Raw genomic sequence first — 25,400 nt, 5'->3', positions numbered from 1 at the left:
GAAATGAAAAAGGGTTATTGAACTTGGTTCGATAACCCTTTTAAGTTTTTGAGATTAGGCGAATCGTTTCGCCTTAAGGTCAAATATTAGGTGACAGGCAAGATTCTCATACAGTTGGTTGACCCTGCTACATCCATAATGTCGCCTTGAGTGACGATCACTAGGTCACCAAACTTAAGGTGTCCTTTCTCTTTCAAGCAAGTGAGTGTAGATAGTGCAATGTCAAAGCTGTCTTCGGCTTCTGTCTCGAAGTAGATTGGTGTCACACCTCGGTATAAGGTACAGCGATTAAGCGTTCCTTCGTTACGAGACAGCGCGTAGATCGGCATGTCGGCACTCAGGCGAGACATCATCAGTGCGGTGCGGCCTGACTCGGTGAGAGTGACAACGCCTTTAATGCCTTCCATATGGTTTGCAGAGTAGATGGTCGCCATCGAAACGGTTTCTTCGGCAGTAACAAAGGTGCGGTCAATACGGTAATTGGATTGGTTATTAATGCCTGCCATTTTTTCCGCACCAATACAGACTTCAGCCATCGATTTTACGGTTTCGACTGGGTAGTCACCAGCTGCAGTTTCACCAGACAGCATCACAGCATCGGTGCCATCGAGTACGGCGTTGGCAACATCCATAACTTCGGCACGGGTTGGCATTGGCGCAGAAATCATTGATTCCATCATCTGAGTTGCGGTGATGACAGTTCGGTTAAGCGCTCTGGCACGGCGTATAAGCTGTTTTTGTACTCCGACTAACTCAGGGTCGCCAATTTCCACTCCGAGGTCACCACGAGCCACCATGACCACATCTGAGGCCATTATGATGTCATCCATGTTCTCAACTGTAGCTACTGTCTCTGCTCGCTCCACTTTTGCGACGAGGTGAGCTTCTAAGCCGGCTTCTCGTGCAAGCTGACGAGCATAGTGCATGTCTTCACCATTACGAGGGAAAGACACCGCTAGGTAATCCACTTTGATTTGTGCGGCGGTGACGATGTCGCGCTTGTCTTTTTCTGTTAGCGCTTCTGCGGAAAGGCCACCCCCTTTTTTGTTGATGCCTTTGTTATTTGAGAGTGGGCCGCCAATGATGACTTCGGTATGAACGCGACAGCCTTCCACTTTGGTTACTTTGAGTTGAACACGACCATCGTCAAGCAACAGTATATCGCCGGCGGATACGTCGTTAGGCAGTTCTTTGTAATCAAGGCCAACGGCTTCTTGATTGCCTTCACCTAAACCTAGGCTGCTATCGAGAGTGAACAGGTCGCCTACGGCAAGTTGGATTTTGCCATCTTTGAATGTCGACACACGAATCTTGGGACCTTGTAAGTCTCCGAGAATGGCGATTTGAGTACCGTGTCTTTTTGCTATTGTTCTGACTTTTTCTGCGCGTTGTATATGGTCGTCGCTGGTGCCGTGAGAGAAGTTCATACGAACAATATTGGCACCGGCTTTGATGATCTCTTCAAGCACGTTACCTTTATCAGTAGAAGGGCCTAGCGTTGTGACGATTTTCGTTTTTCTTAATTCTGCTGTCATGAATACTCCTAGAGTGAGGCCAAGTAATCTTTTAAAAGACTGAATTAAGTATATGCATTAATTGATAATTTATTGGGAGCTAGGAGGATATTTCTTGATTTGCCTTTAATTATTGAATTCAGGGCTCAAATGCGATGTTTTATTCTGAAAATTAAGTCGCAAATTATCGATGTGGGTGTTAATTTTCCTCGAACTATTTGACTCGATACACAAAGATTCATGTATATACGTGATACTGGTCACGGCGATATACCAAGTGACTTCACAATTACTTCGCAAAGTAAAAAAATTACCTCGTTGATGATTTCTGGAGCGTAAAATGTACATGGCTCAACCGGGCCATATTGATCATATCAAACAGGTCAATGCTGGTCGTGTATATAAACTAATTGACCTTAAAGGTCCTATTTCTCGTATCGATCTGTCCAAGCAAAGTGAGTTGGCTCCGGCGAGTATTACTAAAATTACCCGTGAACTCATTGAAGCTCACCTTATTCACGAAACGACGGTTCAAGAAGCCACGACTCGTGGGCGTCCTGCTGTCGGTCTGCAAACCAATAACGAAGGTTGGCAATTTTTGTCGATGCGCCTTGGTCGCGGATACTTGACGATCGCGCTCCATGAATTGGGCGGCGACGTGCTTATCGATACCAAGATTGATATCCATGAACGTGATCAAGACGATGTGCTTGCGCGTCTTCTCCATGAAATCGATGAGTTCTTCCAAACCTATGCCGAGCAACTCGACAGGGTGACGAGTATCGCTATCACACTGCCAGGTCTGGTGAATTCAGAGCAAGGTATTGTGTTGCAGATGCCGCACTATAACGTTGAAAACTTAGCGTTGGGGCCGGAGATCTACAAAGAAACCGGTTTGCCAGTTTTTATTGCCAATGATACCCGAGCGTGGGCATTAGCAGAAAAGCTGTTTGGTAACTCACAAGACAACGACAACTCTGTTCTTATCTCGATTCACCACGGTTTAGGTGCCGGGATCATTCTTGATGGTCGCGTTCTGCAAGGACGTCACGGTAACATCGGTGAGTTGGGGCATATCCAGATCGACAAGGAAGGCAAGCTTTGCCACTGTGGTAATCGAGGCTGTTTAGAAACGGTGGCGAGTTCTCAGGCAATCCGTGAGCAAGTCAAAGAGAGATTGGTAAATGGTGAAGAATCAACGCTAACGGTGTTTGAAGACGTCACTATTGAACAGATCTGTGCTGCCGCTGCTAATGGGGATCCGCTGGCTGTCGAAGTGATTGAACAGTTAGGCCGTTATCTAGGTTCTGCGATTGCGATTGTGATTAACCTGTTCAACCCAGAGAAAATCTTGGTGGGTGGTGTTATCAATCAGGCGAAGAGCGTGTTATACCCGGCGATTCAAAAGTGTATCGAAGAGCAGAGTCTATCGGTTTACCATAAAGACTTAGAGCTGGTGGAATCTCGTTTTTATAAGCAGGCAACCATGCCAGGTGCTGCGCTCATCAAGCAGGCCTTATACGATGGCCAACTGTTAATGAAAGTTATTGAAGGTTAACCCCTTTTTCTCGTCTTGTAGCCTTACCTTGAACCTTTCCATGTACTTAAGCTTTGTATAACATCATTTGTTGTACTTAGTTTAAGCATTCTGTGCATTGGCGCTTTGCTTTAACCTATTGAAGTAGGCTATTGTAGCCACAGTTATTATTTGTCACTAAGGTGTTGTATGTCTGGCGTTTTAAATTCGGTTGATCAGAGAACCAAACTGGTCGGTGAAAACCGTCTGGAACTCTTGTTATTCAGCTTAAATAGTCGTCAACTATTTGCGATTAACGTATTTAAAGTGAAAGAAGTCCTCAAAGTGCCAGTACTCACTCGCTTACCGGGCTCTCATCATCATATTACGGGTGTTGCGTCTTTACGTGGTGAATCGGTGCCTGTTATCGATTTACGCAGTGCCATTGGCTTTCCGCCATCTCGTGCGGAGTCTCAAGAGAGCAACCTGATTATTACGGAATACAACCGAACCGTACAAGGTTTCTTGGTTGGGCAAGTTCGTAATATCGTGAACACGACATGGACAGAAATCCAGCCGCCGCCAAAGACAACAGGCCGTGCAAACTACCTAACCGCTATTACGCATATTCAAGAAGAAGAGCAGCACAAGATCGTCGAGATCATCGATGTTGAGAAAGTGTTGGCTGAGATCATTGATTACGATGTCTCGATCTCTGAAGGCGTTTTAGATGAACAATTAGCTCAGGAGATGATAGGACGCAATGTGCTTATCGTTGATGACTCTTCAACAGCGCGTAACCAAATTAAAGGCACCTTGTCGCAGCTGGGTTTGAACATTATTGAGTGTTGTGATGGCTTAGAAGCACTGACCTTACTTAAGGGCTGGTGTGATGAAGGCAAAGACATCAATCAAGAAATATTGTTGATGATCACCGATGCTGAAATGCCTGAAATGGACGGCTATAAACTGACACATGAAGTACGTACTGACCCAAGAATGCATGACCTATTCATAACGCTAAACACTTCATTAAGCGGAAGTTTTAATGAAGCTATGGTTGAGAAAGTAGGGTGTAACCGTTTTATTTCTAAGTTCCAGCCAGACCTCTTGGTTGAAGTGACTCAAGAGCGAATGCGTCAGATTTTGTAATTAATGCTGCTGTACGGTTTGTTTTGAGTGACCTTATAGACAACGTTTGCTAATATTCACGCAGCATATTTTTCTTAACGAAATATGCTCAACTACTAGCGTAACTTTTCACACACAATCTAAGGTAGTTCCTCTTAATGATATGGTTAACGTCTAAAGTCGTCATGACTTTGAGCTTATTACTGTATAGGGAATTTAAGAAAAGACGTACGGAAGCTGAAGTTGAGTCATAACTCAACAACTGGAATTGAAGGGAAGCGGATGCTTCCCTTTTTCGTTTTTCTTTCTCTCTTTTCTTTAGCCAATGATCGATTGAGAACAGTTGGTACTTCGCTAATGAAAATCCCGAGATTTGGTTTTCAAGCCAACAATTTCATCGGTAATATCGATAAGTTTTCCCGCGATAACATGCACGACTTCACCTTCTTTTTCTAATATCCCTTGTACTTTTAACGCCTTGGCTGTGAGATAAGCTTGCTGTTGAGCGCGTGCGGTTGCTCCCCATACCACGACATTAATATTGCCAGTGCTATCTTCCAGCGTAACAAAGGTGACACCTGCCGCGGTGCCGGGAGATTGTTTACCTGTGACTAATCCGACAACGGTGACCATAGATTTGTGTCTTTGCTGTATTAAATCTTTCATGTGTGTGAATCGACCTAATCGTCCTGCTTCTTCGAGCAAAGTGATGGGGTGCTTGTTCAATGAAATTCCGACACTGGTGAAGTCTTCGAGTAGATCTTGCATCTCATTGGGCTTGTGCAGTACATGTTCGTCATGTCCTGCCTCAGCATCGTCATAGGCTTGGCTAAACAGAGGTAAATCCGACGCCGAGTCCATGATCGCCCAGCGAGTCTGGAAGCGGTCTCCAGAAACGTTATGTAGCGCATTGGCCGATGCCAGTAGCTCGATATCTTTCTTATTCATCGATAACTGTTTCACCTGACTAGGGTGGCGATAACCGGATGGTGGACGATTGGCGAGCACGCTTTGAATTCCATGCTCGCTGAATCCTTTGATTTGTCGCAGCCCTAAGCGAATCGCTAGACCATTCTGATGAGGGGCAACCGTGTGGTCGTTTTGAGAAGCGTTCACACATACCGGAAGTATCACCACATTGTGTCGTTGTGCGTCTTGTACCAACTGTGAAGGGCTATAAAACCCCATCGGTTGGCTATTCAACAGAGAAGCGTAGAAGCACTCTGGGTAGTAGCATTTCAACCAAGCGGAGCAATACGCTAACACCGCAAACGAAGCGGAGTGGCTTTCAGGAAAACCGTACTCGCCAAAGCCGCATATCTGTTTAAAGATCTGCTCAGCAAACTCTGTCTCATAGCCGCGCTTTTGCATTCCTTCGATGAGTTTGTTTTTAAACTTAAAGACGTTGCCATTTTTCTTCCAAGCGGCCATTGCCCGTCTGAGTTGATCTGCTTCTCCGCCTGTGAACCCTGCAGCGACCATCGCGAGTTTGATCACTTGCTCTTGGAATATCGGTACACCTAAGGTGCGCGACAGTACTGATTCCACGTCTTTAGATGGATAACTGATTGGCTCAATGCCATCTCGACGCTTGAGAAACGGATGCACCATATCACCCTGAATAGGGCCTGGGCGTACGATAGCGATTTGAATCACCAAGTCGTAATAAGTCTTCGGTTTAAGCCTTGGCAGCATGCTCATTTGCGCGCGTGACTCAATTTGGAATATCCCGACTGTGTCTGCTCGCTGAATCATGCCGTAAACCTGAGGATCGTCCTTAAGGCGAGTGATCTCAGCAATGGTCAGTGATCGCCCGTGAATACGTTTGATCAGGTCGAAACATTTACGAATCGCAGAGAGCATACCCAACGCGAGCACATCAACTTTCAGCAAGCCTAAGGTTTCTAGATCATCCTTATCCCATTGGATAATGGTTCGATCGTGCATCGCTGCATTTTCGACGGGAACCAGCTCATACAAAGGCCCTGAGGATATGACAAAGCCACCGACATGTTGAGATAAGTGACGTGGGAAGCCGATAATCTCATTAACCAAGTGGATAAACTGCTGCCCCTTCAAAGAATCAGGTTGTAGCCCTAATTGAGTGAGCTGAGCCTGCCAACCTAAGCTTTTGTCCCTGCGATTGGTGTTCTTGATGAAGTAGTCGAGCTGAGTTTCTTGTAGCCCTAATGCTTTCCCCACATCTCTCACCGCACTTTTGAAGCGATAAGAGATGACTGTTGCAGCAAGTGCAGCCCGTTCTCTACCGTATTTTTTATAGATGTATTGGATGACTTCTTCACGACGTTCGTGTTCAAAATCGACATCAATATCAGGCGGCTCATCGCGCTCTTTACTGATGAAACGCTCAAACAGCACCGAGATCTGTCTTGGGTCGACAGAGGTGATTTCTAAGCAGTAACAGACCACGGAATTGGCCGCTGAACCTCGACCTTGGTAAAGAATGCCTTGGCTTTTGGCAAACATCACGATGTCGTGAATGGTGAGAAAAAAGAAAGGGTAGTCAAGCTCGTCAATTAATCCCAATTCTTTATCTATGATTTGTTGGATGTCGTCAGGTACACCTTGTGGGAAGCGAGCTCGTTTTCCTTTTTCGACCAGCATGCGCAGATAACTCATGGGTGTCTCCCCTTGAGGAATCAGCTCACTGGGATATTCGTATCGCAAGCTATTTAAATCAAATTCACACAGCTCAGCGATACGGTTGCTCTCTTCTAGCCACTCCGCTTTGAAGATATGAGAGAGCTTATTGATACTCCGTAAACAGCGCTCGGCATTAGCGAGTAAGTGACTGCCCACTTCGGTAATGGGCTTTTGGTACTTTATCGCAGTGAGTGAGTGCTGTAAGGGTAAGCGGTTAGCATTGTGCATTAGCACGCCACCACAAGCTGTTATCGGCAGTTGATGATGTTGTGACAGCTCAACGCAGTAATCTGTGTACTGCTGGTCGGTTTGCTTTAGGTGTCTTTGTAAGCCGATCCACAGCCGACCTGAATGGTGCTGAGATAGCCATTGCCCCCAGTGCGCGTCTTCATTTTTCTGTTGAGGAAGCCAAAGAATAAAGCAGTGCTTAGCCGACATGATATCCCACTCAGAGAGCTGATAATGTCCCTTACTGCTACGACGTCTCGCGTTGGTAATTATACGGCACAGCTCGGCGTAGGCTTGTCTGTTTGGGCATATCAAGATCACTTGGCACTCTTCATTTAACCAAAACATGCTCCCGACAATTTGCTTGAGTGACAGTTTATGTTGCTTGATTGCAGAGTGAACCTTAACGATGCCCGCGACTGAGCACTCATCAGTAACCGCGAGTGCTTTGTAGCGTAAGAAGTCGGCCTGTAAAACAAGCTCTTCCGCATGCGAAGCTCCCTCTAGAAAGGAGTAATTACTTTGACAGAAAAGCTCTGAGTATTGCTGAGACATAATGTGATCTCACTTAACCATTGCGAGTGAACATGATTGAAAAGGGACGCTGAAATTGAATAAGTAGAACGGAGGAGCTAACAAAGTTTCTTGCTGACTTACGTTCTTACCGACTAGCTAAATAAGCCGTGCAAAAACCACTGTTTATCTGGCGTTTTAAATATCCAGAGCCACCGACCGTTTTCGCTGTGAGCAATAAAGTAGTCACGAATGACCTTCTCTCCGTCCCACCAGCCAGACACAATGCGCTCTGGGCCTTGAGATAAGGTGACGCTTTCGGTTAAGGCTTCGGGCTCTGGCAGTAAAATACTGGGCCTGAGCCGCTGTTGAACGACGCTGAGAGCTGTGGTTTGTTGCTCGCTCTCTGGGGGTGTTTGCCTTTTTGTCACAGACTTACTCAGTGTTGGGAGCGAATACTGATTGGCCTTTTCTGGCCTTGGGTCGTGCTGTATTTTGGGTGTTTGAATACAGGCTTGTCCAAGCTTTGCTTGCAGTAGTGAGAGCAAATCTAACGCGGCAAGTGTTCCGGTATTACCATCAAAAAGATCATGGTAGGCCATTTGGGGTTCTCCATGACGAACCAAGCTGAGGGTCAGTCCTTGAACCGGTGCGGTGAGCTTGAGTGACTCTAAGGTGAGATGAGTAAGGTTCGCCCATTTTTCAGCAAGGTAATCACCTTGTGCCGAATAAAAAGAGACAGGGTGATCGTCTTTATCTCTTAGGTGTAAAGTCAGAGTTAACTCGAAAGCCACTCGATCGCGTAGCTTCAAAAAACATTCGAGTTGATTCAGTAATTTCAGCAACGGCTTTTCGATAAATAGGATGTTTTCAATATCAAACAATAGCTCCAAATATTGCTGGAAATTCTCTGGTGGATGATAGAAATCAATCGGGTGCTTGAACTGGCCGTTAAGGCGACCGACATAATTCACCAAGTCGATATCAAAGCGGCGTGCGACCTCTTGCAAAGGCAGCTTTAATAAGTCTTCAACGGTATTGATACCGACACGGTTCAGGCGTTCCACTTGCTTGGTCGGTAGCTCACTGGAAATTAATGCTTGTTGATTGACCCAAGTTTTCATCTGCTCAATATTGTTTGTTGCTTGGTTGATCGCTTGCTTACCCAAAAGGATCGCAGAAAGCGGCGAATAACCCGTAGCGAAGCTGAACTGGATATTGAGCGTTTCTAAGTGGCTTTTGAGCTCATGCCAGTAGTTATCTAGCCCGTCGTAAAGTGACAGCATGTTAGAGGCTTTAATCAACAAACCATTAGGTGGCAATAACGCCATGTCGGAAGTGACCAGATACGCCCATTGAGCGATCTCTTTAAGCTTACTTTTCTCCAGTTCAATACTGTAAGGGTGGACGTGTAAGTTGTGGCACAAAGCTGCTGCAGACCCTAAGCCCATACCAAGCGAAATTCCCGATTGCAGCGCAGCTGGGTTTGCTTGCAGTACATGGTGATCTTTTTCATCCACGATGATAATAGGTTGTTCGCGTGAGTCTTCGCTCGAACCCAATTCATTAGAGTTAAACAAGGTATCCAACTGCAGAGATGGAAAGTGCAGATAAAGCCACAACATACGTTAGCCTTGCTTCGCAATAGGAAAAGCCAGCACAGTGTTACCAGACAAAGCGCGGTCTGAATTGTCTTCATAAACGACTTTCTCTGTGAGTAACGGCCAGTAGTGTGTCATGTCTAGAATAAAGCTGCCATACGACCAGCTGCCTTTTCTCTTAGTCACTTCAACCTTTAATCCCTGCGCGTGAGAAGAGAGTTTCATGCTTAAGGAAACGGGCAGGGATAATTGATTATGGCTGGTGGCTTTAAAGTGAAACTGCAGGCACTTACCGGTTTCACTGGCTGCTTGTAGGCGCTTTGTTTGGTGTATTTCTAGATCGGCTCCCCATAGCAATACAGAGTGACAAGCGCCGCTTTTGAGGCACTGCTCAGCTGCCCACAACGCATCGAGATCGCGTTGAGGCTGGATAACGAGAATGTTTTCTAATTCAATGCCTTGGCTGTTAAAAAACTCAGCACAGATCTTCCCTGGCGGGTTAATGAATATGGCCAGTTTTTGCGAGTTTTGTTGAGATAAATAGGGCGTCAGTAGGCGAAGCTCGCCGATCCCTTGTTGTGATTCAACTTCAATAACGCCGTGCGTCGGGAAGCCGCCATCAAGCTGTTTATCCAGTTGAGGATAGCCTGTTGAAGTGGTGCTTCCTTGCGTTGTTGATTGTAACCCTTTCCAGATTAGCTGGCGGTCTTGTAAGTTTTTTATTAGTTCATGCATAATTAAATACCTGTATATTTATACAGTATATTTAACAATGGAAAAGATGCAAAGCAAAATGACGAAAATTAGGGGAATAATACCAATCACAGTAAGTAAGTGATCATAAATAGCGCAGGAAAAATGCTTGAGAACAAGGCAGAAATTTTCGATAAGTAGTTATTCTACAATCAAAATTTCTAACGCCGTTATCGAGTGTTTTAACAAGCTAGGATGACCAGTTATTTACTACGATTGGTATCAGTGTTAGTTGATTGATTTAGATACAAAAAAAGCCGCTATGGAAGCGACTTTTTACTATTGGTCAATGATATCAAGTTACTTAGGTTGAGCATCGATACATTGGCCATTAATGTCTGTCACACTTGGGTTCATTAAGTGTAGGTACAGTGGGATGATGTCGAGTGGCGTTTTTAGCTTATTCGCATCTTCTCCTGGGTACGCTTTTGCACGCATACGTGTTTGAGTACCGCCTGGATTGATTGCGTTAACACGGATGTTCGTGTCTTCAAGCTCGTCCGCTAGGATCTGCATCATACCTTCGGTAGCAAACTTAGAAATTGCGTAAGTGCCCCAGAATGCACGGCCAGAGTGACCAACCGTTGAAGAGGTAAATACGATACGACCTGCTTCTGCTTTTTTAAGTGCAGGTAGCAGAGCTTGAGTCATCAAGAACTCAGACTTCACATTGATCTGCATAACATCATCAAAGGTTTCTTCATCAATCTGCTCAAACGGGCTCAGAGTGCCAAGAACGCCAGCATTATGAAGTAGACCGTCTAAACGACCGAACTGTGATTGAATGGTTTCAGCCATATCAACGTAGTTCTGCTTTGTCGCACCTTTTAAATCCAATGGGATAATCGCAGGTTGTGGGTAACCAGCGCTTTCGATTTCATCGTAAATGAATTCAAGGTTTTTAACATTGCGGCCTAACAGAATGACAGTTGCACCATGTTGAGCGAAGCTTAGTGCTGCTTGGCGACCAATGCCAGCACCGGCACCTGTAACCAAAATTACTTTATCTTTGAGGGCATCTGTAGAGATTGGGTAATCCACTGTGCTTATCCTTCTTTCTTTTATTATGTTCGTCATTCCATTGATGTTTAATCACACAGATAACCGCAGGAATGATGAGAAATTCTTGGTAATCGTGACAAGATGGTTACAATACACTAATTCATACAATAGGGGATATGACATTGGAATTTTTGTTGGACTACGGCTTGTTTTTAGCCAAGATTGCGACCGTTGTAATCGCCATCATCGCAATTTTAGTGATTGCTAAATCTGTGGGTGGGAAATCAAGCGCGATTAAAGGTGAGCTGGAAATCACGAACCTATCTGAACATCATAAACAGACGATTGAACAACTAGAGCACCATCTACATGATGATGCTTTCATCAAAGCCCGTGATAAAGCAGAAAAGAAAGCGGAAAAAGAGAAAGTAAAATCACGCGGTAAAGAAGTGAAGAAAGCAGCGAAAGAGGGTGAGCTTGATAGTAAGCGTGAACCACATCTATTCGTTCTTGATTTTAACGGCAGCATTGATGCGAAAGAAGTGGCTTCATTACGTGAAGAGGTAACGGCGGTTCTGGCTGTGGCTCGTGAAGGTGATGAAGTATTGCTGAAACTTGAGTCTGGCGGTGGCATGGTTCACGGCTATGGTTTAGCGTCTTCTCAACTTGATCGTATCAAAGCGGCAGGTTTGCCTCTGACTATCTCGGTAGACAAAGTGGCGGCAAGCGGCGGTTACATGATGGCATGTATCGCAGACAAAATTGTATCTGCACCGTTTGCTATTGTTGGCTCTATTGGTGTTATCGCTCAACTGCCAAACTTCAACAAACTACTTAAAAAGCACGATATTGAGTTCGAGCAGCTAACGGCGGGTGAGTACAAACGCACGCTTACTATGTTTGGTGAGAACAGCGATAAAGCACGTGAGAAGTTTAAAGAAGAGCTAGAAGAGACACATGGCCTATTCAAAGACTTCATCCGTGACCATCGTCCTGCGTTAGATCTTGAAAAAGTAGCAACGGGTGAACACTGGTTTGGTACACAAGCACATGAACTTGGACTGGTGGATGAGATCAGCACTTCTGATGACTTAGTCGTAGCGGCATGTAAGGACAAAACGGTTCTAGCGATCCACTACGTACAGAAGAAAAAGCTTTCAGACAAACTAGCGGGCGTGGCAGGTAAATCTGCAGACAGCGTGTTGATGAAGCTGATTGAACGCGGTCAAAAGCCGATTGTTTAAGCTTATTGAGTTCTAGTTCTAGGCTTGGTGCCTTACGTTCATTTACAGACGTTTGAGCCTTAAAAAGAAAGCGCATAAGTCATCAGACTTATGCGTTTTTTTATTGCTCCACTTCCGAGCGGGTGACCACTATGTTGTAGGGGGAGCGGAGTTTTATACCAAACACTGACTTACTGTGATTGATATTAAATCTTGGCTCCATAATCATTACGTTTTGGACAAGTAGTCAGAATCTCTCTATGACCCGTATCTTTGAGCTCTTCCAAAATCACATCAAAGCCCCACAAGCGATAGAGATGCTTCATCACTTCGTCGTAGCCTTTATCAAGCGGGATGCGGTCGTGAGGCACATATTGCAGTGTCATTGAGCGGTCACCACGAACATCGACATTAAACACCTGAATGTTTGGTTCAAGGTTACTTAGGTTGTATTGCGCCGCAAGCTTCTCACGAATCAGGCTATAGCCCGGATCATCATGAATAGCACTCACCTCAATGGTATTTTTACGGTCGTCGTCGAGTACAGAGAACAGCTTAAAGTCTCGAATGATTTTTGGAGAAAGGTATTGGCTGATGAAACTTTCATCTTTGAAGTTATGCATCGCAAAGTGCACCGCTTCTAACCAATCACTTCCGGCTAACTCAGGGAACCACTCTCTATCTTCATCGGTTGGCTCTTCACAGATGCGTCGGATGTCTCTAAACATCGCAAAGCCAAGCGCATAAGGGTTTATCCCGCTGAAATAAGGACTGTTGTAGGCAGGTTGTGCGACGACACTGGTATGGCTGTGTAGGAATTCTAAGATGAACTTATCACTCACCAAGCCTTCGTCGTAAAGGTGGTTAAGAATGGTGTAATGCCAGAAGGTTGCCCAGCCTTCGTTCATCACTTGAGTTTGTTTTTGAGGGTAGAAGTATTGGCTCACTTTGCGAACGATGCGAACACACTCTCGTTGCCAAGGTTCAAGCAGTGGTGCGTTCTTCTCGATAAAGTAGAGAATGTTTTCTTGAGGCTCGCTAGGAAAGCGGATCTTGGTCTCTTCTTCCTTACTTTTATTTTGAGGAACGGTTCGCCATAGCTCATTCACTTGAGATTGCAGATAAGCTTCGCGTTCTTCTTGTCTTGCTGTCTCTTCTGCAATGGAAATCTTCTCAGGGCGTTTGTATCGGTCTACGCCGTAATTCATCAGTGCGTGACAAGAATCAAGGAGCTGCTCGACTTCAGCAACACCATATTTCTCTTCACAACCACTGATGTACTTCTTAGCAAACAACAAGTAATCGATGATGGAACTGGCATCGGTCCATGTTTGGAACAGGTAGTTGCCTTTAAAGAAAGAGTTGTGGCCATAACAAGCGTGAGCCATTACCAGCGCCTGCATTGTGACCGTGTTCTCTTCCATCAGGTAAGCGATACAAGGATCGGAGTTGATTACGATTTCGTATGCCAAGCCCATTTGGCCATGCTTGTAGTTTTGCTCGGTTTGAATGAATTTCTTACCAAAAGACCAGTGGTTGTAATTGATAGGCATACCAATGCTCGAGTAGGCATCCATCATCTGTTCTGAAGTAATCACTTCAATCTGGTTTGGGTAAGTATCTAAACGGTAATGCTGCGCAACACGTTTGATTTCTACGTGGTATTTCTCCAAGAGGTTGAACGTCCAATCTGGACCATCAGGCAGCATCTTGTCGTTTTTCTTTTTTGCAGCTTTGTTTTTCTCTGCAACGTTTGATTTCGCTGTCATGGCAAACTCCCTTACGCTGTCTCTTTCTGGAACAGTTCTCTAAACACAGGAAAAATATCATCCACCGTTTTAATGTTTTTCATGGCGAAGTTGTCAAAGCTACTCTCGAGTTTTTCGTATTCGTGCCAAAGTGTTTGATGAGAGCGGCGTGTTATTTCGATGTAAGAGTAATATTGGCAAGTTGGCAGAAGCGTATTGACCAGTAACTCTTTACAGCGAGGAGAGTCATCAGCCCAGTTATCGCCATCAGAGGCTTGTGCTGCATAGATGTTCCACTCATTAGCAGGGTAGCGGTCTGCGACAATTTCCTTCATCAGTTTCAGTGCGCTTGAAACAATGGTGCCACCCGTTTCTTGTGAGTAGAAAAACTCATGTTCGTCGACCTCTTTAGCCTGAGTATGGTGACGAATAAACACAACATCGACGTTTTCGTAGGTGCGATTTAAGAACAGATACAGAAGAACATAAAAGCGCTTCGCAATATCTTTTGTGGCCTGATCCATAGAGCCCGATACATCCATTAGACAGAACATCACGGCTTGGCTAGATGGAATAGGGCGCTTCTCGTAGTTTTTAAAACGTAAGTCGAAGGTGTCAATGAACGGCACGCTTTCAATCTTTTTACGTAACTCGGCAATCTCTTCTTTGAGGCGACCTTCCTCAAAAGGTTGTGCCGGCTCCGTCATTTTAACTTGGTCAAGCTGTTCCATCAGTAGGTTAAGCTCGCGCTTTTTACCTGCTGTCATCGCGGTTCTACGAGCCAGAGATTGCTGTAGTGAACGAACGATAGCGATGTTGGATGGAATCCCCGCGCTTTGGTAACCAGAGCGGTGAGTTTTCCATTCGGTGATTTTGTTGACCTGATTTTTCTCTAGATTAGGTAGAGCTAAATCTTCAAAGAGAATATCAAGATACTCATCTTTTGAAATTTGGAAGGTAAATTCATCTTGGCCTTCGCCATCAGGGCTTGCGTCGCCTTGGCCTGAGCCACCACCTTGACCACCACCTTTAGGGCGTTCGATTTTATCGCCAGTGATGAACTGATCATTACCTGGGTGAACGCGCTCTCTTACGCCGCCTTGACCTTGGTGAAAGTTCGGCTCTTTGATGTCTTTATGGGGAATAGTGACGTCTTCACCTGTTTCTGTATTGGTGATTGAGCGTCGGTTAACTGCATCGGCCACAGATTCTTTGATTTGCTCTTTATGGCGTCGTAAGAAACGCTGTCTATTCACAGCACTCTTATTTTTGCCATTGAGCCTCCGATCGATAAATTGTGCCATAAGAACTCCCTCTCAGCTGATGTCGCGATCCTACTTTTTATTCGGGTATAAGAGTTATTGATTTACTAAGGTATAAAAGTTATTGGTTTATACGAGCTGCTCAGTTGAGCAGCTCAATACCGTTTAGTTATGAGGATTTACGAACTCTTAGGTACCACTCAGATAGCAGTCTCACTTGCTTCTCGGTGTAGCCTTTTTCCATCATACGAGCAACGAAGTCGTCATGTTTTTTCTGATCATCCGTTGAGGTCTTAGCATTGAACGAAATAACAGGAAGTAGCTCTTCTGTGTTAGAGAACATTTTCTTCTCAATCACAGTGCGCAGTTTCTCGTAGCTCGTCCACACTGGGTTTTGACCGTTATTGTTGGCTTTGGCACGAAGCACAAAGTTCACAATCTCATTTCGGAAGTCTTTAGGGTTACTGATACCGGCTGTCTTCTCGATTTTCTCTAGTTCACCATTCAGAGAAGCACGGTCAAATAGTTGGCCTGTTTCTGGGTCGCGGTACTCTTGGTCTTGAATCCAGAAATCTGCGTAGGTGACATAGCGGTCGAAGATATTCTGACCGTACTCAGAGTAAGACTCTAGATAAGCGGTTTGAATTTCTTTACCGATGAACTCTACGTAGCGTGGCACTAGGTATCCTTTCAAGAACTCTAGGTACTTCTCGGCGGTCTCTTGAGGGAACTGCTCCCGTTCGATTTGCTGCTCAATAACGTAGAACAGGTGCACTGGGTTCGCGGCCACTTCGGCTTGGTCGAAGTTAAACACACGAGACAGGATCTTAAAGGCGAAACGCGTTGATAGCCCAGACATGCCTTCGTCAACGCCAGCATAATCTCGGTACTCTTGGTAGCTCTTCGCTTTTGGATCGGTGTCTTTTAGAGTCTCACCATCGTAAACACGCATCTTAGAGAATAGAGATGAGTTTTCAGGCTCTTTTAGTCTCGAAAGAATGCTGAATTGCGATAGCAGATCGAGTGTGCTTGGTGAGCAAGGCGCTTGGGATAGCTCACTGTGCTCAAGCAGTTTCTTGTAGATCTTAACTTCTTCAGACACACGCAGACAGTAAGGGACTTTTACAATGTACACACGGTCGAGGAATGCTTCGTTGTTTTTGTTGTTACGGAAGGTCTGCCACTCAGATTCGTTCGAGTGAGCGAGAATCATACCGTCAAATGGCAGTGCAGAAAGCCCTTCGGTACCGTTGAAGTTACCTTCTTGTGTTGCCGTAAGTAGAGGGTGTAATACTTTGATTGGCGCTTTGAACATCTCCACGAATTCCATCACACCTTGGTTGGCTTTACAAAGCGCACCAGAGTAGCTGTAGGCATCAGGATCATCTTGAGAGAAGTGTTCAAGTTTACGAATATCAACTTTACCAACCAGAGACGAGATATCTTGGTTGTTTTCATCACCTGGCTCCGTTTTCGCGATCGCAACTTGATCGAGAATAGAAGGGCGCAGTTTGATGACTTTGAATTTGGAAATATCACCGCCAAAATCGTGCAGACGTTTCGCTGCCCACGGAGACATAATTGAGCGAAGATAGCGTTTCTCAATGCCATATTCATTCTTCAATAAGTCGCCGTCTTCGTTAACGTCGAATAGACAGAATGGGTGATCGTTTACTGGGCTTCGTTCACCGTCAGCAGACAATACATAGATTGGTAGTTTCTGCATCAGGGCTTTGAGTTTTTCAGCGAGAGAAGATTTACCACCGCCCACAGGGCCAAGTAGGTAAAGGATTTGTTTACGTTCTTCTAAACCTTGCGCAGCATGTTTTAAGTAAGAAACAATCTGTTCAATCGCATCTTCCATACCGTAGAAATCTTTAAATTCGCTGTAGCGTGAGATGACACGGTTTGAGAAAATACGACTCAGTTGAGGGTCTTGAGCAGTGTCAATAACCTCTGGTTCGCCAATGGCTAGTAATAAGCGCTCGGCAGCATTAGCGTAAGCACTTTTATCGTCTTTACACAGCCCTAAGAACTCCTGCAATGTCAGCTCTTCTTCCTTGGCTGCTTCATAACGTGATTGATAGTGGTCAAAGATACTCATAGTCACATTCCCCTTGTTAACCAGTCAAAACTGACGAGCGATTGAAAAATAGGCTCTCCCTACATTTTAAGGTTAGACCCGCTTCCACAATTTTGCTTAACAATTATGTATTTATTTACAATTTTGCGTGTGAAAAACGTGGCGAGCGCAATAGGCAACTTGAGGCGCGTAGAATCAAATTATTTTACATTCGAGGGGATCTGGCCGTTTGTTTTGAGATTTTAGGTCGCTTAACAATACTCACAATGGATTTATGTGCATTAGATGTATAACTGGGCTCTATTGATTCTTGGAATGGAGTACCATATAATGCGCTAAGTTATCAAAAATTGCTCAATAAATAGGTAGATGTAGTGAAGAATAATGGGTTCAAAATAGTGGCTATCTGCATGTTACGCCAAATGTTCGAGTAACTGGTGGCGTTCGTTATACCAACCTTGAAGGTGATATAGAGAATAGCCCAATACTTGAAAGTGGTATCAACATGGCCGCGAACGTTGGTGTTGCTTACGTTTTCTAGTTGCTTTGGTTTTTCTCTTTGTGTGCGAACATTAAAAAAAGGGTTACTCATGATGAGTAACCCTTTTTTTTGAAACTTTTTAAAAGTTATCGCTGATCTATTAACGAATTAAGCGCTAAAGATTTGAGATAGCTCTGTCGCACATAGGTGGTACTGACGAGGGCAGTTGCGCCATGTTGTTAGCATGCGACGGTACTTCTCTAGCATTGGCATCTGGCTATTGAAGTGGTGATCGGCTTTGTCGAATTGAGGGTAAAGACCTTCAGAATCAACAAGGAAACGCACGTAGTGTACGATCTGCGCTTCAGAAGCGATATCAAAACCTAAGAACTGCAGGCGACGTTGGTCTACTTCAGCACGCTCTTGTTCTGCAAGCATTTTGTTCGACTCTTGCATTGCATGGTACATCTCCATGATGTCGATAATTTCGCGACATTCTGCTTCAGTCAAACAACCAAACTCTTTGTTAAGTTCACGCATTTGGAGTTCGTAACCACGTTCTACAATCGTTTGTAGACGCTGGTATTTCGCCGAGTTCTCAGGGTTCATTTGAGACATTAGGTAGTATTGATTTGATAGAATTAGACGCTGAGCATTGGTCATTTCCATGGGATGAGCCTCACTAAAAAACTAAATGTTATATTCTTTTGTTGCAGTAAGAGTAACAGCATTCCTACGCGTGGAAACATGATCTCAACACGGATTTAATATGATTTTTTTAATTGATAAACAAAAGTTGTAAAGAAAAGTGAAAGGATAGTTAGCGCTAGAAAAGAAAACGCCCCAATCGAAATTGAGGCGCTTGAAATCACTATGAACGTCAGTCTAGATTAGTATTTTACGTTTGAATGGTACTGGCTAAGAACAGCAACAATCTCGTCCATTTTCTCTTTGCTTGGCGGGTTTGTACCTTCAAGAGGGTAGTCAAAACCAAGTGCTTCCCACTTATGTGCACCAAGCTTATGGTATGGAAGCAGTTCTACTTTCTCGATGTTATCCATGTCTTTGATGAATTCGCCTAGCAGATGAGCATCTTCAGGTGTGTCCGTGTAGCCAGGGACAATCACATAACGAATCCACGTCTTCTTACCGATTTTGTGTAAGTAGCGTGCGAAATCCAGAGTACGTCTGTTTGATACACCAATGAAATCGTGGTGAATCTCATCTCGCATGTGCTTAAGATCCAACATAACTAGATCAGAGGCTTCTAGGACTTCATCAACCACTTCAGTGTGCTTACGAATGTAGCCATTAGTATCAAGACAAGTGTGGATGCCTTCAGCTTGAGCTGCGCGGAAAAAGTCACGAACAAACTCAGGTTGTAGCATCGCTTCACCACCAGAACAGGTGATACCACCGCCCGATGCTTTCATGAAATGACGGTATGATTTTGCTTCGTTGATGATCTCTTCGACCGTTACTTCCTTTCCGTCATGAAGATCCCATGTATCACGGTTATGACAGTACATACAACGCATTAAGCAGCCTTGAAGAAACACAATAAAGCGGATACCAGGGCCATCGACAGTACCACAAGATTCGAATGAGTGAATGCGACCAGTTGTAGACATGAGCTATTCTCGTAGAGGAATTTATACCGTTTATTTTATTACAAAAACGGTACATAAAATAGGGTCAAATGGTAACGAGACCTTTAAAAATAAAGGCAACCACCTGTGAAGATGATTGCCTTTATTAAACTTGAAAAGTAAAGGACGAAAGCCCTTACTGGTGGCTAGAAGAAAGCAAACATTGTGATACCGCCAGTGGTGTACACTGACTCTTTCGCTTCTTCGTAATCCGGTGTTTTTGCGGTTAGCGCTAAAGAGGCACCAACGTATCGGTTATACCAAGCGACACCCAATACAGCAGTTGCTTGAATGTTCTCTAAAGTCACATCGTAGATCGCTGGATCTTCGTTGTTTTTATTAGCGTACTCATCAACACCTGAGCGATCGCCTTCGATAGTCAGGTCGTTGAATCGGTAGCGACCTTCGAGGCCTGCATAGGTAAACCAACCAGCGTTTGATGCGCCGATCATGCCCGGTTTGAATGGGTTTTCTGTGGTGATGTTAGCTGCACCAAAGTTACCGCCTAAGTCTGTACCCCAACGAAACATGAAGCCCGTTGAAATGTCACTTCTAAAGTTACCGACGTTGATTTCAGAAACGTTAGAGATTTCGTAGTCAGTATTCGCAAGAGCTTGATTACGCATTAGGTTGAAATGGCTTAGGTAACCAACGCTTCCCGCCCATTCATCATCGACTTGGTATTCCCAACCCATCGGCTCATCCGACTTAGTGATTGAGTGAACCAGCTTTTGAGCATCTTCAGACAGTGCACGTTCGCCCGTAGTACCAAACGTGATATTAAAACGCTGGGCTTGCTGTGGGTTTAAGCTGATGTAATTGAATTCAGTGTGAAGGTAACCTGCGTATGGGCGATCATTAGGCGATGGCGTTTCTAACTCAATGTCAGAAGGCGTATACATCTTGTGGCCAATGGTGATTTCCCACTTGTCTAGAGAGCTTGCGCCCCAGTAGGAAAGACTCAATGGTTTTACCCAGTTATATGGCGTAATACTTGATGATGTGTAACCCAGAAATAAGCCGTTGGTATAGTCTTGGTCGACACCAAAAATACCATCATTATCTAAAGCAAAAGTTAACGTAGAACGCTCAGAGGCTAAAGATGAGAAAGAGAGAAGAATCAGGGGTAAACAACGCAGGTATTTCATGGAGCAGTTACTCTTAAATTATGAACCGCGATATTACCGTAATTTGACAGAATTTGTGGAAAAAAAGTGAATGGCAGGGTGCTTTTTTGCTCAACCTAACATTTCGCGGGATAGGTGAGTGTAGTGCGATTTATTTCAGATATAAAAAAGCCCCGCACATTGGCGAGGCTAATATTATTTACTGTCTATTGAGCGTGAGCTTATAGAGACTCAGTAAATGTACGTGCGATTACGTCAGCTTGTTGCTCTGCAGTTAGAGAGTTAAAGCGAACAGCGTAACCAGATACACGGATTGTTAGCTGAGGGTATTTCTCAGGGTGCTTAACTGCGTCTTCAAGAGTTTCGCGGTTAAGAACGTTAACGTTAAGGTGTTGACCACCTTCAATGCCAGCTTCGTGGTGGAAGTAACCATCCATTAGGCCTGCAAGGTTAGCACGTTGGCTGTCTTGTTCTTTACCTAGTGCGTTTGGCACGATAGAGAACGTGTAAGAGATACCATCTTGTGCGTCAGCAAACGGTAGTTTACCTACAGACGTTAGTGAAGCTACAGCGCCTTTCTCATCACGACCGTGCATTGGGTTTGCACCAGGAGCGAAAGGAGCGCCAGCACGACGACCGTCTGGAGTGTTACCTGTTTTCTTACCGTAAACCACGTTAGACGTGATAGTAAGAACTGACTGTGTAGGGATAGAGTTACGGTAAGTCTTAAGCTTACGGATCTTGTTCATGAACGTAGAAACTAGTTCACAAGCAATATCATCTACACGAGAGTCGTTATTACCGTATTTAGGGTAATCGCCTTCAATTTCGAAGTCAGTTGCAATGCCATCTTCGTCGCGGATTGGTTTAACAGTCGCGAACTTGATTGCAGACAGTGAGTCAGCTGCAACAGATAGACCAGCAATACCACAAGCCATTGTACGACGAACGTCACGGTCATGAAGAGCCATTAGAGACGCTTCGTAGCTGTACTTGTCGTGCATGTAGTGAATGCTGTTTAGTGCAGTCACGTATTGCTTAGCTAGCCAGTCCATGAAGTGATCTAGACGGTCCATTACTTTATCGTAATCAAGAACAGCGTCAGTCATTGGAGCTTCTTTAGGACCAACTTGCATCTTAAGTTTTTCGTCCACACCGCCGTTGATTGCGTAAAGCATTGTTTTCGCAAGGTTAGCACGAGCACCGAAGAACTGCATTTGCTTACCAACGATCATTGGAGATACACAACAAGCGATAGCGTAATCATCAGACTCAAGGTCAGGACGCATTAGGTCATCATTTTCGTACTGGATAGAAGAAGTATCGATAGATACCTTCGCACAGAAACGTTTGAAGCCGTCAGGTAGTTGCTCAGACCAAAGAACAGTGATGTTTGGCTCTGGAGAAGGACCCATAGTGTATAGAGAGTTTAGGAAACGGAAGTTCGAACGCGTTACTAGCGTACGACCGTCGATACCCATACCACCCATAGACTCTGTTGCCCAGATTGGGTCGCCAGAGAATAGCTCATCGTACTCAGGAGTACGTAGGAAACGAACCATACGCAGCTTCATTACGAAGTGGTCGATCATTTCTTGTGCTTGGTCTTCTGTGATTTTGCCAGCAGCGATATCACGCTCGATGTAGATGTCTAGGAAAGTCGAAGTACGACCTAGAGACATTGCAGCACCGTTTTGAGATTTAACAGCAGCTAGGTAGCCGAAGTAAGTCCACTGGATAGCTTCTTGAGCAGTTTGAGCTGGCTCAGAGATATCGAAACCGTATTTCTCAGCCATTTGCTTGATTTGACCTAGAGCACGATGTTGCTCAGAGATCTCTTCACGCAGTTGCATTGTTTCTGCTAGGTTTTCACCGTTTTCGAATTGCTCTTGAAGAGAAGCAAATTGAGCTTGCTTGTCTTTCATTAGGAAATCAATACCGTAAAGTGCAACACGACGGTAGTCACCAATGATACGACCACGGCCGTAAGCATCAGGAAGACCAGTCAGAACACCAGACTTACGACATTTTAGGATATCAGGAGTGTAGATATCGAAAACGCCAGCATTGTGTGTTTTGCGGTATTCTGAGTAGATTTTTGAAACCATTGGGTCAAGAGTTTCACCGTATGCTTTACAAGAACCTTCAACCATACGCACACCACCGTTAGGGATGATTGCACGTTTTAGTGGCTTCTCAGTTTGTAGACCAACGATAGTCTCAAGATCTTTCTCAATGTAACCTGCATCGTGAGCAGTAATGGTAGAGATAACAGAAGTATCGAAATCTACAGGTGCTTTAGTTGCGTTTTCCTGTTTGATACCTTCCATTACCGAAGACCAAAGCTTGTTAGTTGCTTCAGTACCCTCAGAAACTAGGAAAGACTCGTCGCCTTCATACGGCGTGTAGTTCTTTTGAATGAAATCACGAACGTTTACTTCGCTTTGCCACTCACCTGCAGCAAAATCTTCCCAAGCTTTAGCAAATTGCTCTGCCATGACATACCTACCTTTTTAGTAGAAAAAATACGTACATTAACACTGTTGAGCCAGCGCCCCTCGTAAGGGTAGTACACTCTTATTAATAACAATATATATGAGCATATAAGCATCATATGGTTATATATATTGTCACTACCTTTTATATGTTGTCTTTACTCTATGTATTCAAGACTACGCTAAAAAATTTCTGCAAACCTTAAACTAAATCAATAAATGCCAAAAAAAGTTGAAAAAATTTGAGTGGCAGGGGTTGCCACCCAAACTTTTTTTTAATCCTAATACTACTTTTGTGTAGTAAGGACTATTATAGCCAAGCTTTTAGACCATACTGACCTTCTAGCATACCAACTGCAAGCATTGCCACTAGACAGATAACTAAAACGCCAACAGGGATAACAATCTTATCTACAAATGATAGACGCTTTGCACGCTCTTTATCACCAATTAGACCATTATTATCAAGAAGCATAGTTAGTGCCCATGCTAATACTGGGTTAACAACCGCTGAACCAAAGATACAGATACCAGCCGCTTGAGAATCTTTTGAATCCTTAACCATTTGCATACCTGCTTCAAGTAGAGGTAGAGATACACCTACAAGTAGCGCAACACGCATCACTGGTGGCCATACTGCTACGTCCATCGGGAAACCAAGAATCGCAACAATAATACATAGAGAACCAAGCAAGATTGCGCCGCCAGGGATTGGACGTTTCGCGATTGCTGCTGGGATCATGTAAGTACCCCAAGAAGATGTGATGTTACCACCACCTACTGCAGTACCGACCATTTGACGAACAGAACACATCGTCATTGTGTCATCTACGTCCATCAGAACTTTTTCAGAACGTTTAGGGTAGTTCAGCTCTTGGAAGATACGGTGACCTAGGAAGTCTGGTGACCACATTGCTACTGCAAGAATAGCGAACGGTAGCGAAGCGATGAAGTGCTCAACATTTGGCAAGCCAAGCATCCAACCTTCAGAAGTCGAACCCCACCAGTAAACTGGGTTTAGGTTTGGAATGCCCATTTCAGTTTCGAACACGATATCGAAACCAGCGCCTAATGCTAATGCAATAGCAAGGCCTGTAAACGCACAAACTGGAATAGCTAACCAACGCTTGTTCACTTTTGCTAAGAAAGCGTAGATAGCAATAGTAATAGCAAGAACGATAAGACCCACGTAACCCATGCTACCCGCTTCAACAGTAGAAGATTGAAGACCAACCGCCCATGCTTGAATTGAGTTGATTTGGCTCATGGTACCGGTTAAGCCTAAGAATATGAGCAAGCCACCTGCTGTACCTTCAGAAGTTAGGTTAACAAGTTTAGATCCGCCTTTTAGGAAACTTAGGATGAGACCGAACACACCGATCAGGATGGCCAATGCAAGAGGGTGAGCACCAGCGAGAGCGATGGTACCGATAAGAGGGATCATTGGGCCGTGGTTGCCGGCAAGGTTTGCTTTAGGGTTAAAGAAACCAGAAGCAAGGATACAAAACAGTAGTGCAGGAATAAGCATTTCTACACGAGCGACTTCAATTGCGAAGTCTTTACCTAGGTTTACGTGATCCCAAGCTTGAGTTAGGCCATCAGCCCACGACATCATTACTGCAGAGTACATCGCAATGATACCAATAGTACCAGCAAGTGCAGGAACAAGATCTTCAAGTTCAAAGCGGAAGTCACGACCTGGAAGGTTTAAACCGAAGCGGCGAGGCTTCATGATTTGAAGTTCGTGATCTAGATAATCTGAGCGGCTCTCAAATTCAGAAGCAGGACGGTGTAGCTCTTTATAGCTTTTCTCTTCTACTTCAGAGTTCGCATTATTGACAACGTCTGACATAGATTCCTCATATTTTTTGTTAGTAATTCTAAAATTGAATTCTATAAGTTCGCGTAATTGCGTAATTGCGTTATTTCTTAGTTATAACTCATTAACATTATGTTGCACGGTTTTGCTGTGCTTTATGCAGCTAAGTTAAAAGAAATGTTTGGCATTTTTAATGCCTTATTCTTTGCTGAGGAGTCTAACAAGCTTACCCTTTAGGGTGATTGATCTTGATCACTTTATGAGTATATGTGAAAGAAAGCTACAAAACGCAGCGATTCATTAACTTCCCATTGATGAATCGTGTAATTAGTTTTCACAAATTGACGTTTACCTATCTTCTTCGAGCCTTTGTCGTCATGGCTCGAGTTCAATACTCAATTCTTACTGAGTTATTTCACTATTACTTGCTTCCCAACTGTTCCGAGTGAAATGCTTACAATGTAATAACCTTAAAATAATTGTGCCTTACGGTGTGTATGTAGTGTTGAGCGTGCAGATTATATTTTGCAGATCTCGGCGTATCTAAGTTCACAAAATTTGTTTTTCTTGTGAGACATCAAGCTACGTGAA

At 44.3% G+C, this 25,400-nt stretch carries 16 protein-coding genes and 1 pseudogene; 4 read left to right on the top strand and 13 right to left on the bottom strand.

Going from position 1 to position 25,400, the window contains the following annotated elements; translation table 11 throughout:
- Positions 1–86: 86 nt before the first annotated feature.
- On the bottom strand, positions 87–1,535 hold the full coding sequence (gene pyk, locus AB4138_RS04025; RefSeq protein ID WP_372305054.1) for a pyruvate kinase: 1,449 nt from the start codon (positions 1,533–1,535) through the stop codon (positions 87–89).
- 319 nt (positions 1,536–1,854) lie between these two features.
- Here pyk and AB4138_RS04020 point away from each other — a divergent pair, with 319 nt between their 5' ends.
- Positions 1,855–3,072: an ROK family protein gene (locus tag AB4138_RS04020; protein WP_017062140.1), complete on the top strand. Its 1,218-nt coding sequence runs from the start codon at positions 1,855–1,857 to the stop codon at positions 3,070–3,072.
- Between the two features lie 168 nt (positions 3,073–3,240).
- Entirely contained in the window at positions 3,241–4,182 is a 942-nt protein-coding gene (locus AB4138_RS04015; protein ID WP_017062139.1) for a chemotaxis protein CheV, read from the top strand.
- A gap of 333 nt (positions 4,183–4,515) precedes the next feature.
- Here AB4138_RS04015 and AB4138_RS04010 read toward each other — a convergent pair whose 3' ends face one another.
- The 4 genes from AB4138_RS04010 to AB4138_RS03995 form a co-directional block, all read right to left on the bottom strand.
- The gene (locus tag AB4138_RS04010) at positions 4,516–7,608 is read right to left on the bottom strand and encodes an error-prone DNA polymerase (RefSeq protein WP_372180765.1); all 3,093 of its coding nucleotides are present in this window, start codon (positions 7,606–7,608) and stop codon (positions 4,516–4,518) included.
- Positions 7,609–7,721: 113 nt separating this feature from the next.
- Positions 7,722–9,191 (bottom strand): DNA polymerase Y family protein, encoded by a 1,470-nt coding sequence (locus AB4138_RS04005; RefSeq protein WP_372305051.1) that lies wholly within the window; start codon positions 9,189–9,191, stop codon positions 7,722–7,724.
- 3 nt (positions 9,192–9,194) lie between these two features.
- On the bottom strand, positions 9,195–9,902 hold the full coding sequence (gene imuA, locus AB4138_RS04000) for a translesion DNA synthesis-associated protein ImuA (protein WP_017063488.1): 708 nt from the start codon (positions 9,900–9,902) through the stop codon (positions 9,195–9,197).
- A 318-nt stretch (positions 9,903–10,220) separates the two neighbouring features.
- Positions 10,221–10,961: a YciK family oxidoreductase gene (locus AB4138_RS03995; protein ID WP_017062135.1), complete on the bottom strand. Its 741-nt coding sequence runs from the start codon at positions 10,959–10,961 to the stop codon at positions 10,221–10,223.
- 143 nt (positions 10,962–11,104) lie between these two features.
- Between AB4138_RS03995 and sohB the strand changes: the two genes are divergently transcribed.
- Positions 11,105–12,166 carry a protease SohB gene (gene sohB, locus AB4138_RS03990; protein WP_009849001.1) on the top strand — a complete coding sequence of 354 codons (1,062 nt, stop codon included), beginning with the start codon at positions 11,105–11,107 and terminating at the stop codon, positions 12,164–12,166.
- Positions 12,167–12,351: 185 nt separating this feature from the next.
- Here the strand turns inward: sohB and AB4138_RS03985 are convergent, their stop codons facing one another.
- The 3 genes from AB4138_RS03985 to AB4138_RS03975 all read right to left on the bottom strand — a co-directional run bounded on the left by AB4138_RS03985 (position 12,352) and on the right by AB4138_RS03975 (position 17,259).
- Positions 12,352–13,914 carry a SpoVR family protein gene (locus AB4138_RS03985; protein ID WP_372305049.1) on the bottom strand — a complete coding sequence of 521 codons (1,563 nt, stop codon included), beginning with the start codon at positions 13,912–13,914 and terminating at the stop codon, positions 12,352–12,354.
- Positions 13,915–13,925: 11 nt separating this feature from the next.
- Positions 13,926–15,197 carry a YeaH/YhbH family protein gene (locus AB4138_RS03980; protein WP_017062133.1) on the bottom strand — a complete coding sequence of 424 codons (1,272 nt, stop codon included), beginning with the start codon at positions 15,195–15,197 and terminating at the stop codon, positions 13,926–13,928.
- A 127-nt stretch (positions 15,198–15,324) separates the two neighbouring features.
- Positions 15,325–17,259: a PrkA family serine protein kinase gene (locus tag AB4138_RS03975; protein WP_017062132.1), complete on the bottom strand. Its 1,935-nt coding sequence runs from the start codon at positions 17,257–17,259 to the stop codon at positions 15,325–15,327.
- A 379-nt stretch (positions 17,260–17,638) separates the two neighbouring features.
- On the opposite strand from AB4138_RS03975, the pseudogene AB4138_RS03970 reads away from it, so the two are divergent.
- Positions 17,639–17,779 (top strand): annotated as a pseudogene (locus tag AB4138_RS03970) (MipA/OmpV family protein); the annotation flags it as partial.
- Positions 17,780–17,887: 108 nt separating this feature from the next.
- Here the strand turns inward: AB4138_RS03970 and AB4138_RS03965 are convergent.
- From AB4138_RS03965 to AB4138_RS03945, 5 genes are all read right to left on the bottom strand, one after another.
- Positions 17,888–18,388: a YfbU family protein gene (locus AB4138_RS03965; protein WP_017070032.1), complete on the bottom strand. Its 501-nt coding sequence runs from the start codon at positions 18,386–18,388 to the stop codon at positions 17,888–17,890.
- A gap of 221 nt (positions 18,389–18,609) precedes the next feature.
- Positions 18,610–19,350 carry a pyruvate formate lyase 1-activating protein gene (gene pflA, locus AB4138_RS03960; protein ID WP_010437353.1) on the bottom strand — a complete coding sequence of 247 codons (741 nt, stop codon included), beginning with the start codon at positions 19,348–19,350 and terminating at the stop codon, positions 18,610–18,612.
- A 164-nt stretch (positions 19,351–19,514) separates the two neighbouring features.
- Positions 19,515–20,516, bottom strand: coding sequence for a lipid A deacylase LpxR family protein (locus AB4138_RS03955; protein ID WP_017063491.1), 1,002 nt, complete (start codon positions 20,514–20,516; stop codon positions 19,515–19,517).
- A gap of 200 nt (positions 20,517–20,716) precedes the next feature.
- Positions 20,717–22,993, bottom strand: a complete 2,277-nt coding sequence (gene pflB, locus AB4138_RS03950; RefSeq protein ID WP_017062127.1) for a formate C-acetyltransferase — start codon at positions 22,991–22,993, stop codon at positions 20,717–20,719.
- Between the two features lie 307 nt (positions 22,994–23,300).
- On the bottom strand, positions 23,301–24,842 hold the full coding sequence (locus AB4138_RS03945; protein ID WP_017062126.1) for a DUF3360 family protein: 1,542 nt from the start codon (positions 24,840–24,842) through the stop codon (positions 23,301–23,303).
- Positions 24,843–25,400 lie beyond the last annotated feature (558 nt).

This window comes from Vibrio sp. 10N.286.52.C3 (assembly GCF_041468865.1).
Taxonomy (GTDB): Bacteria; Pseudomonadota; Gammaproteobacteria; order Enterobacterales; family Vibrionaceae; genus Vibrio; species Vibrio crassostreae_C.
Note: the sequence above shows the minus strand (reverse complement) of the source record. Positions and strands in the feature narration are given on the sequence as shown.

Coding starts and splice junctions, on each gene's coding strand:
- imuA (WP_017063488.1), bottom strand. CDS start 9,902: ATGCATGAACTAATAAAAAACTTACAAGACCGCCAGCTAATCTGGAAA.
- AB4138_RS03955 (WP_017063491.1), bottom strand. CDS start 20,516: ATGAAATACCTGCGTTGTTTACCCCTGATTCTTCTCTCTTTCTCATCT.
- pyk (WP_372305054.1), bottom strand. CDS start 1,535: ATGACAGCAGAATTAAGAAAAACGAAAATCGTCACAACGCTAGGCCCT.
- AB4138_RS03980 (WP_017062133.1), bottom strand. CDS start 15,197: ATGGCACAATTTATCGATCGGAGGCTCAATGGCAAAAATAAGAGTGCT.
- AB4138_RS03975 (WP_017062132.1), bottom strand. CDS start 17,259: ATGAGTATCTTTGACCACTATCAATCACGTTATGAAGCAGCCAAGGAA.
- AB4138_RS04010 (WP_372180765.1), bottom strand. CDS start 7,608: ATGTCTCAGCAATACTCAGAGCTTTTCTGTCAAAGTAATTACTCCTTT.
- pflA (WP_010437353.1), bottom strand. CDS start 19,350: ATGTCTACAACTGGTCGCATTCACTCATTCGAATCTTGTGGTACTGTC.
- AB4138_RS04005 (WP_372305051.1), bottom strand. CDS start 9,191: ATGTTGTGGCTTTATCTGCACTTTCCATCTCTGCAGTTGGATACCTTG.
- pflB (WP_017062127.1), bottom strand. CDS start 22,993: ATGGCAGAGCAATTTGCTAAAGCTTGGGAAGATTTTGCTGCAGGTGAG.
- AB4138_RS04020 (WP_017062140.1), top strand. CDS start 1,855: ATGTACATGGCTCAACCGGGCCATATTGATCATATCAAACAGGTCAAT.
- AB4138_RS03945 (WP_017062126.1), bottom strand. CDS start 24,842: ATGTCAGACGTTGTCAATAATGCGAACTCTGAAGTAGAAGAGAAAAGC.
- AB4138_RS04015 (WP_017062139.1), top strand. CDS start 3,241: ATGTCTGGCGTTTTAAATTCGGTTGATCAGAGAACCAAACTGGTCGGT.
- AB4138_RS03965 (WP_017070032.1), bottom strand. CDS start 18,388: ATGGAAATGACCAATGCTCAGCGTCTAATTCTATCAAATCAATACTAC.
- AB4138_RS03985 (WP_372305049.1), bottom strand. CDS start 13,914: ATGACAGCGAAATCAAACGTTGCAGAGAAAAACAAAGCTGCAAAAAAG.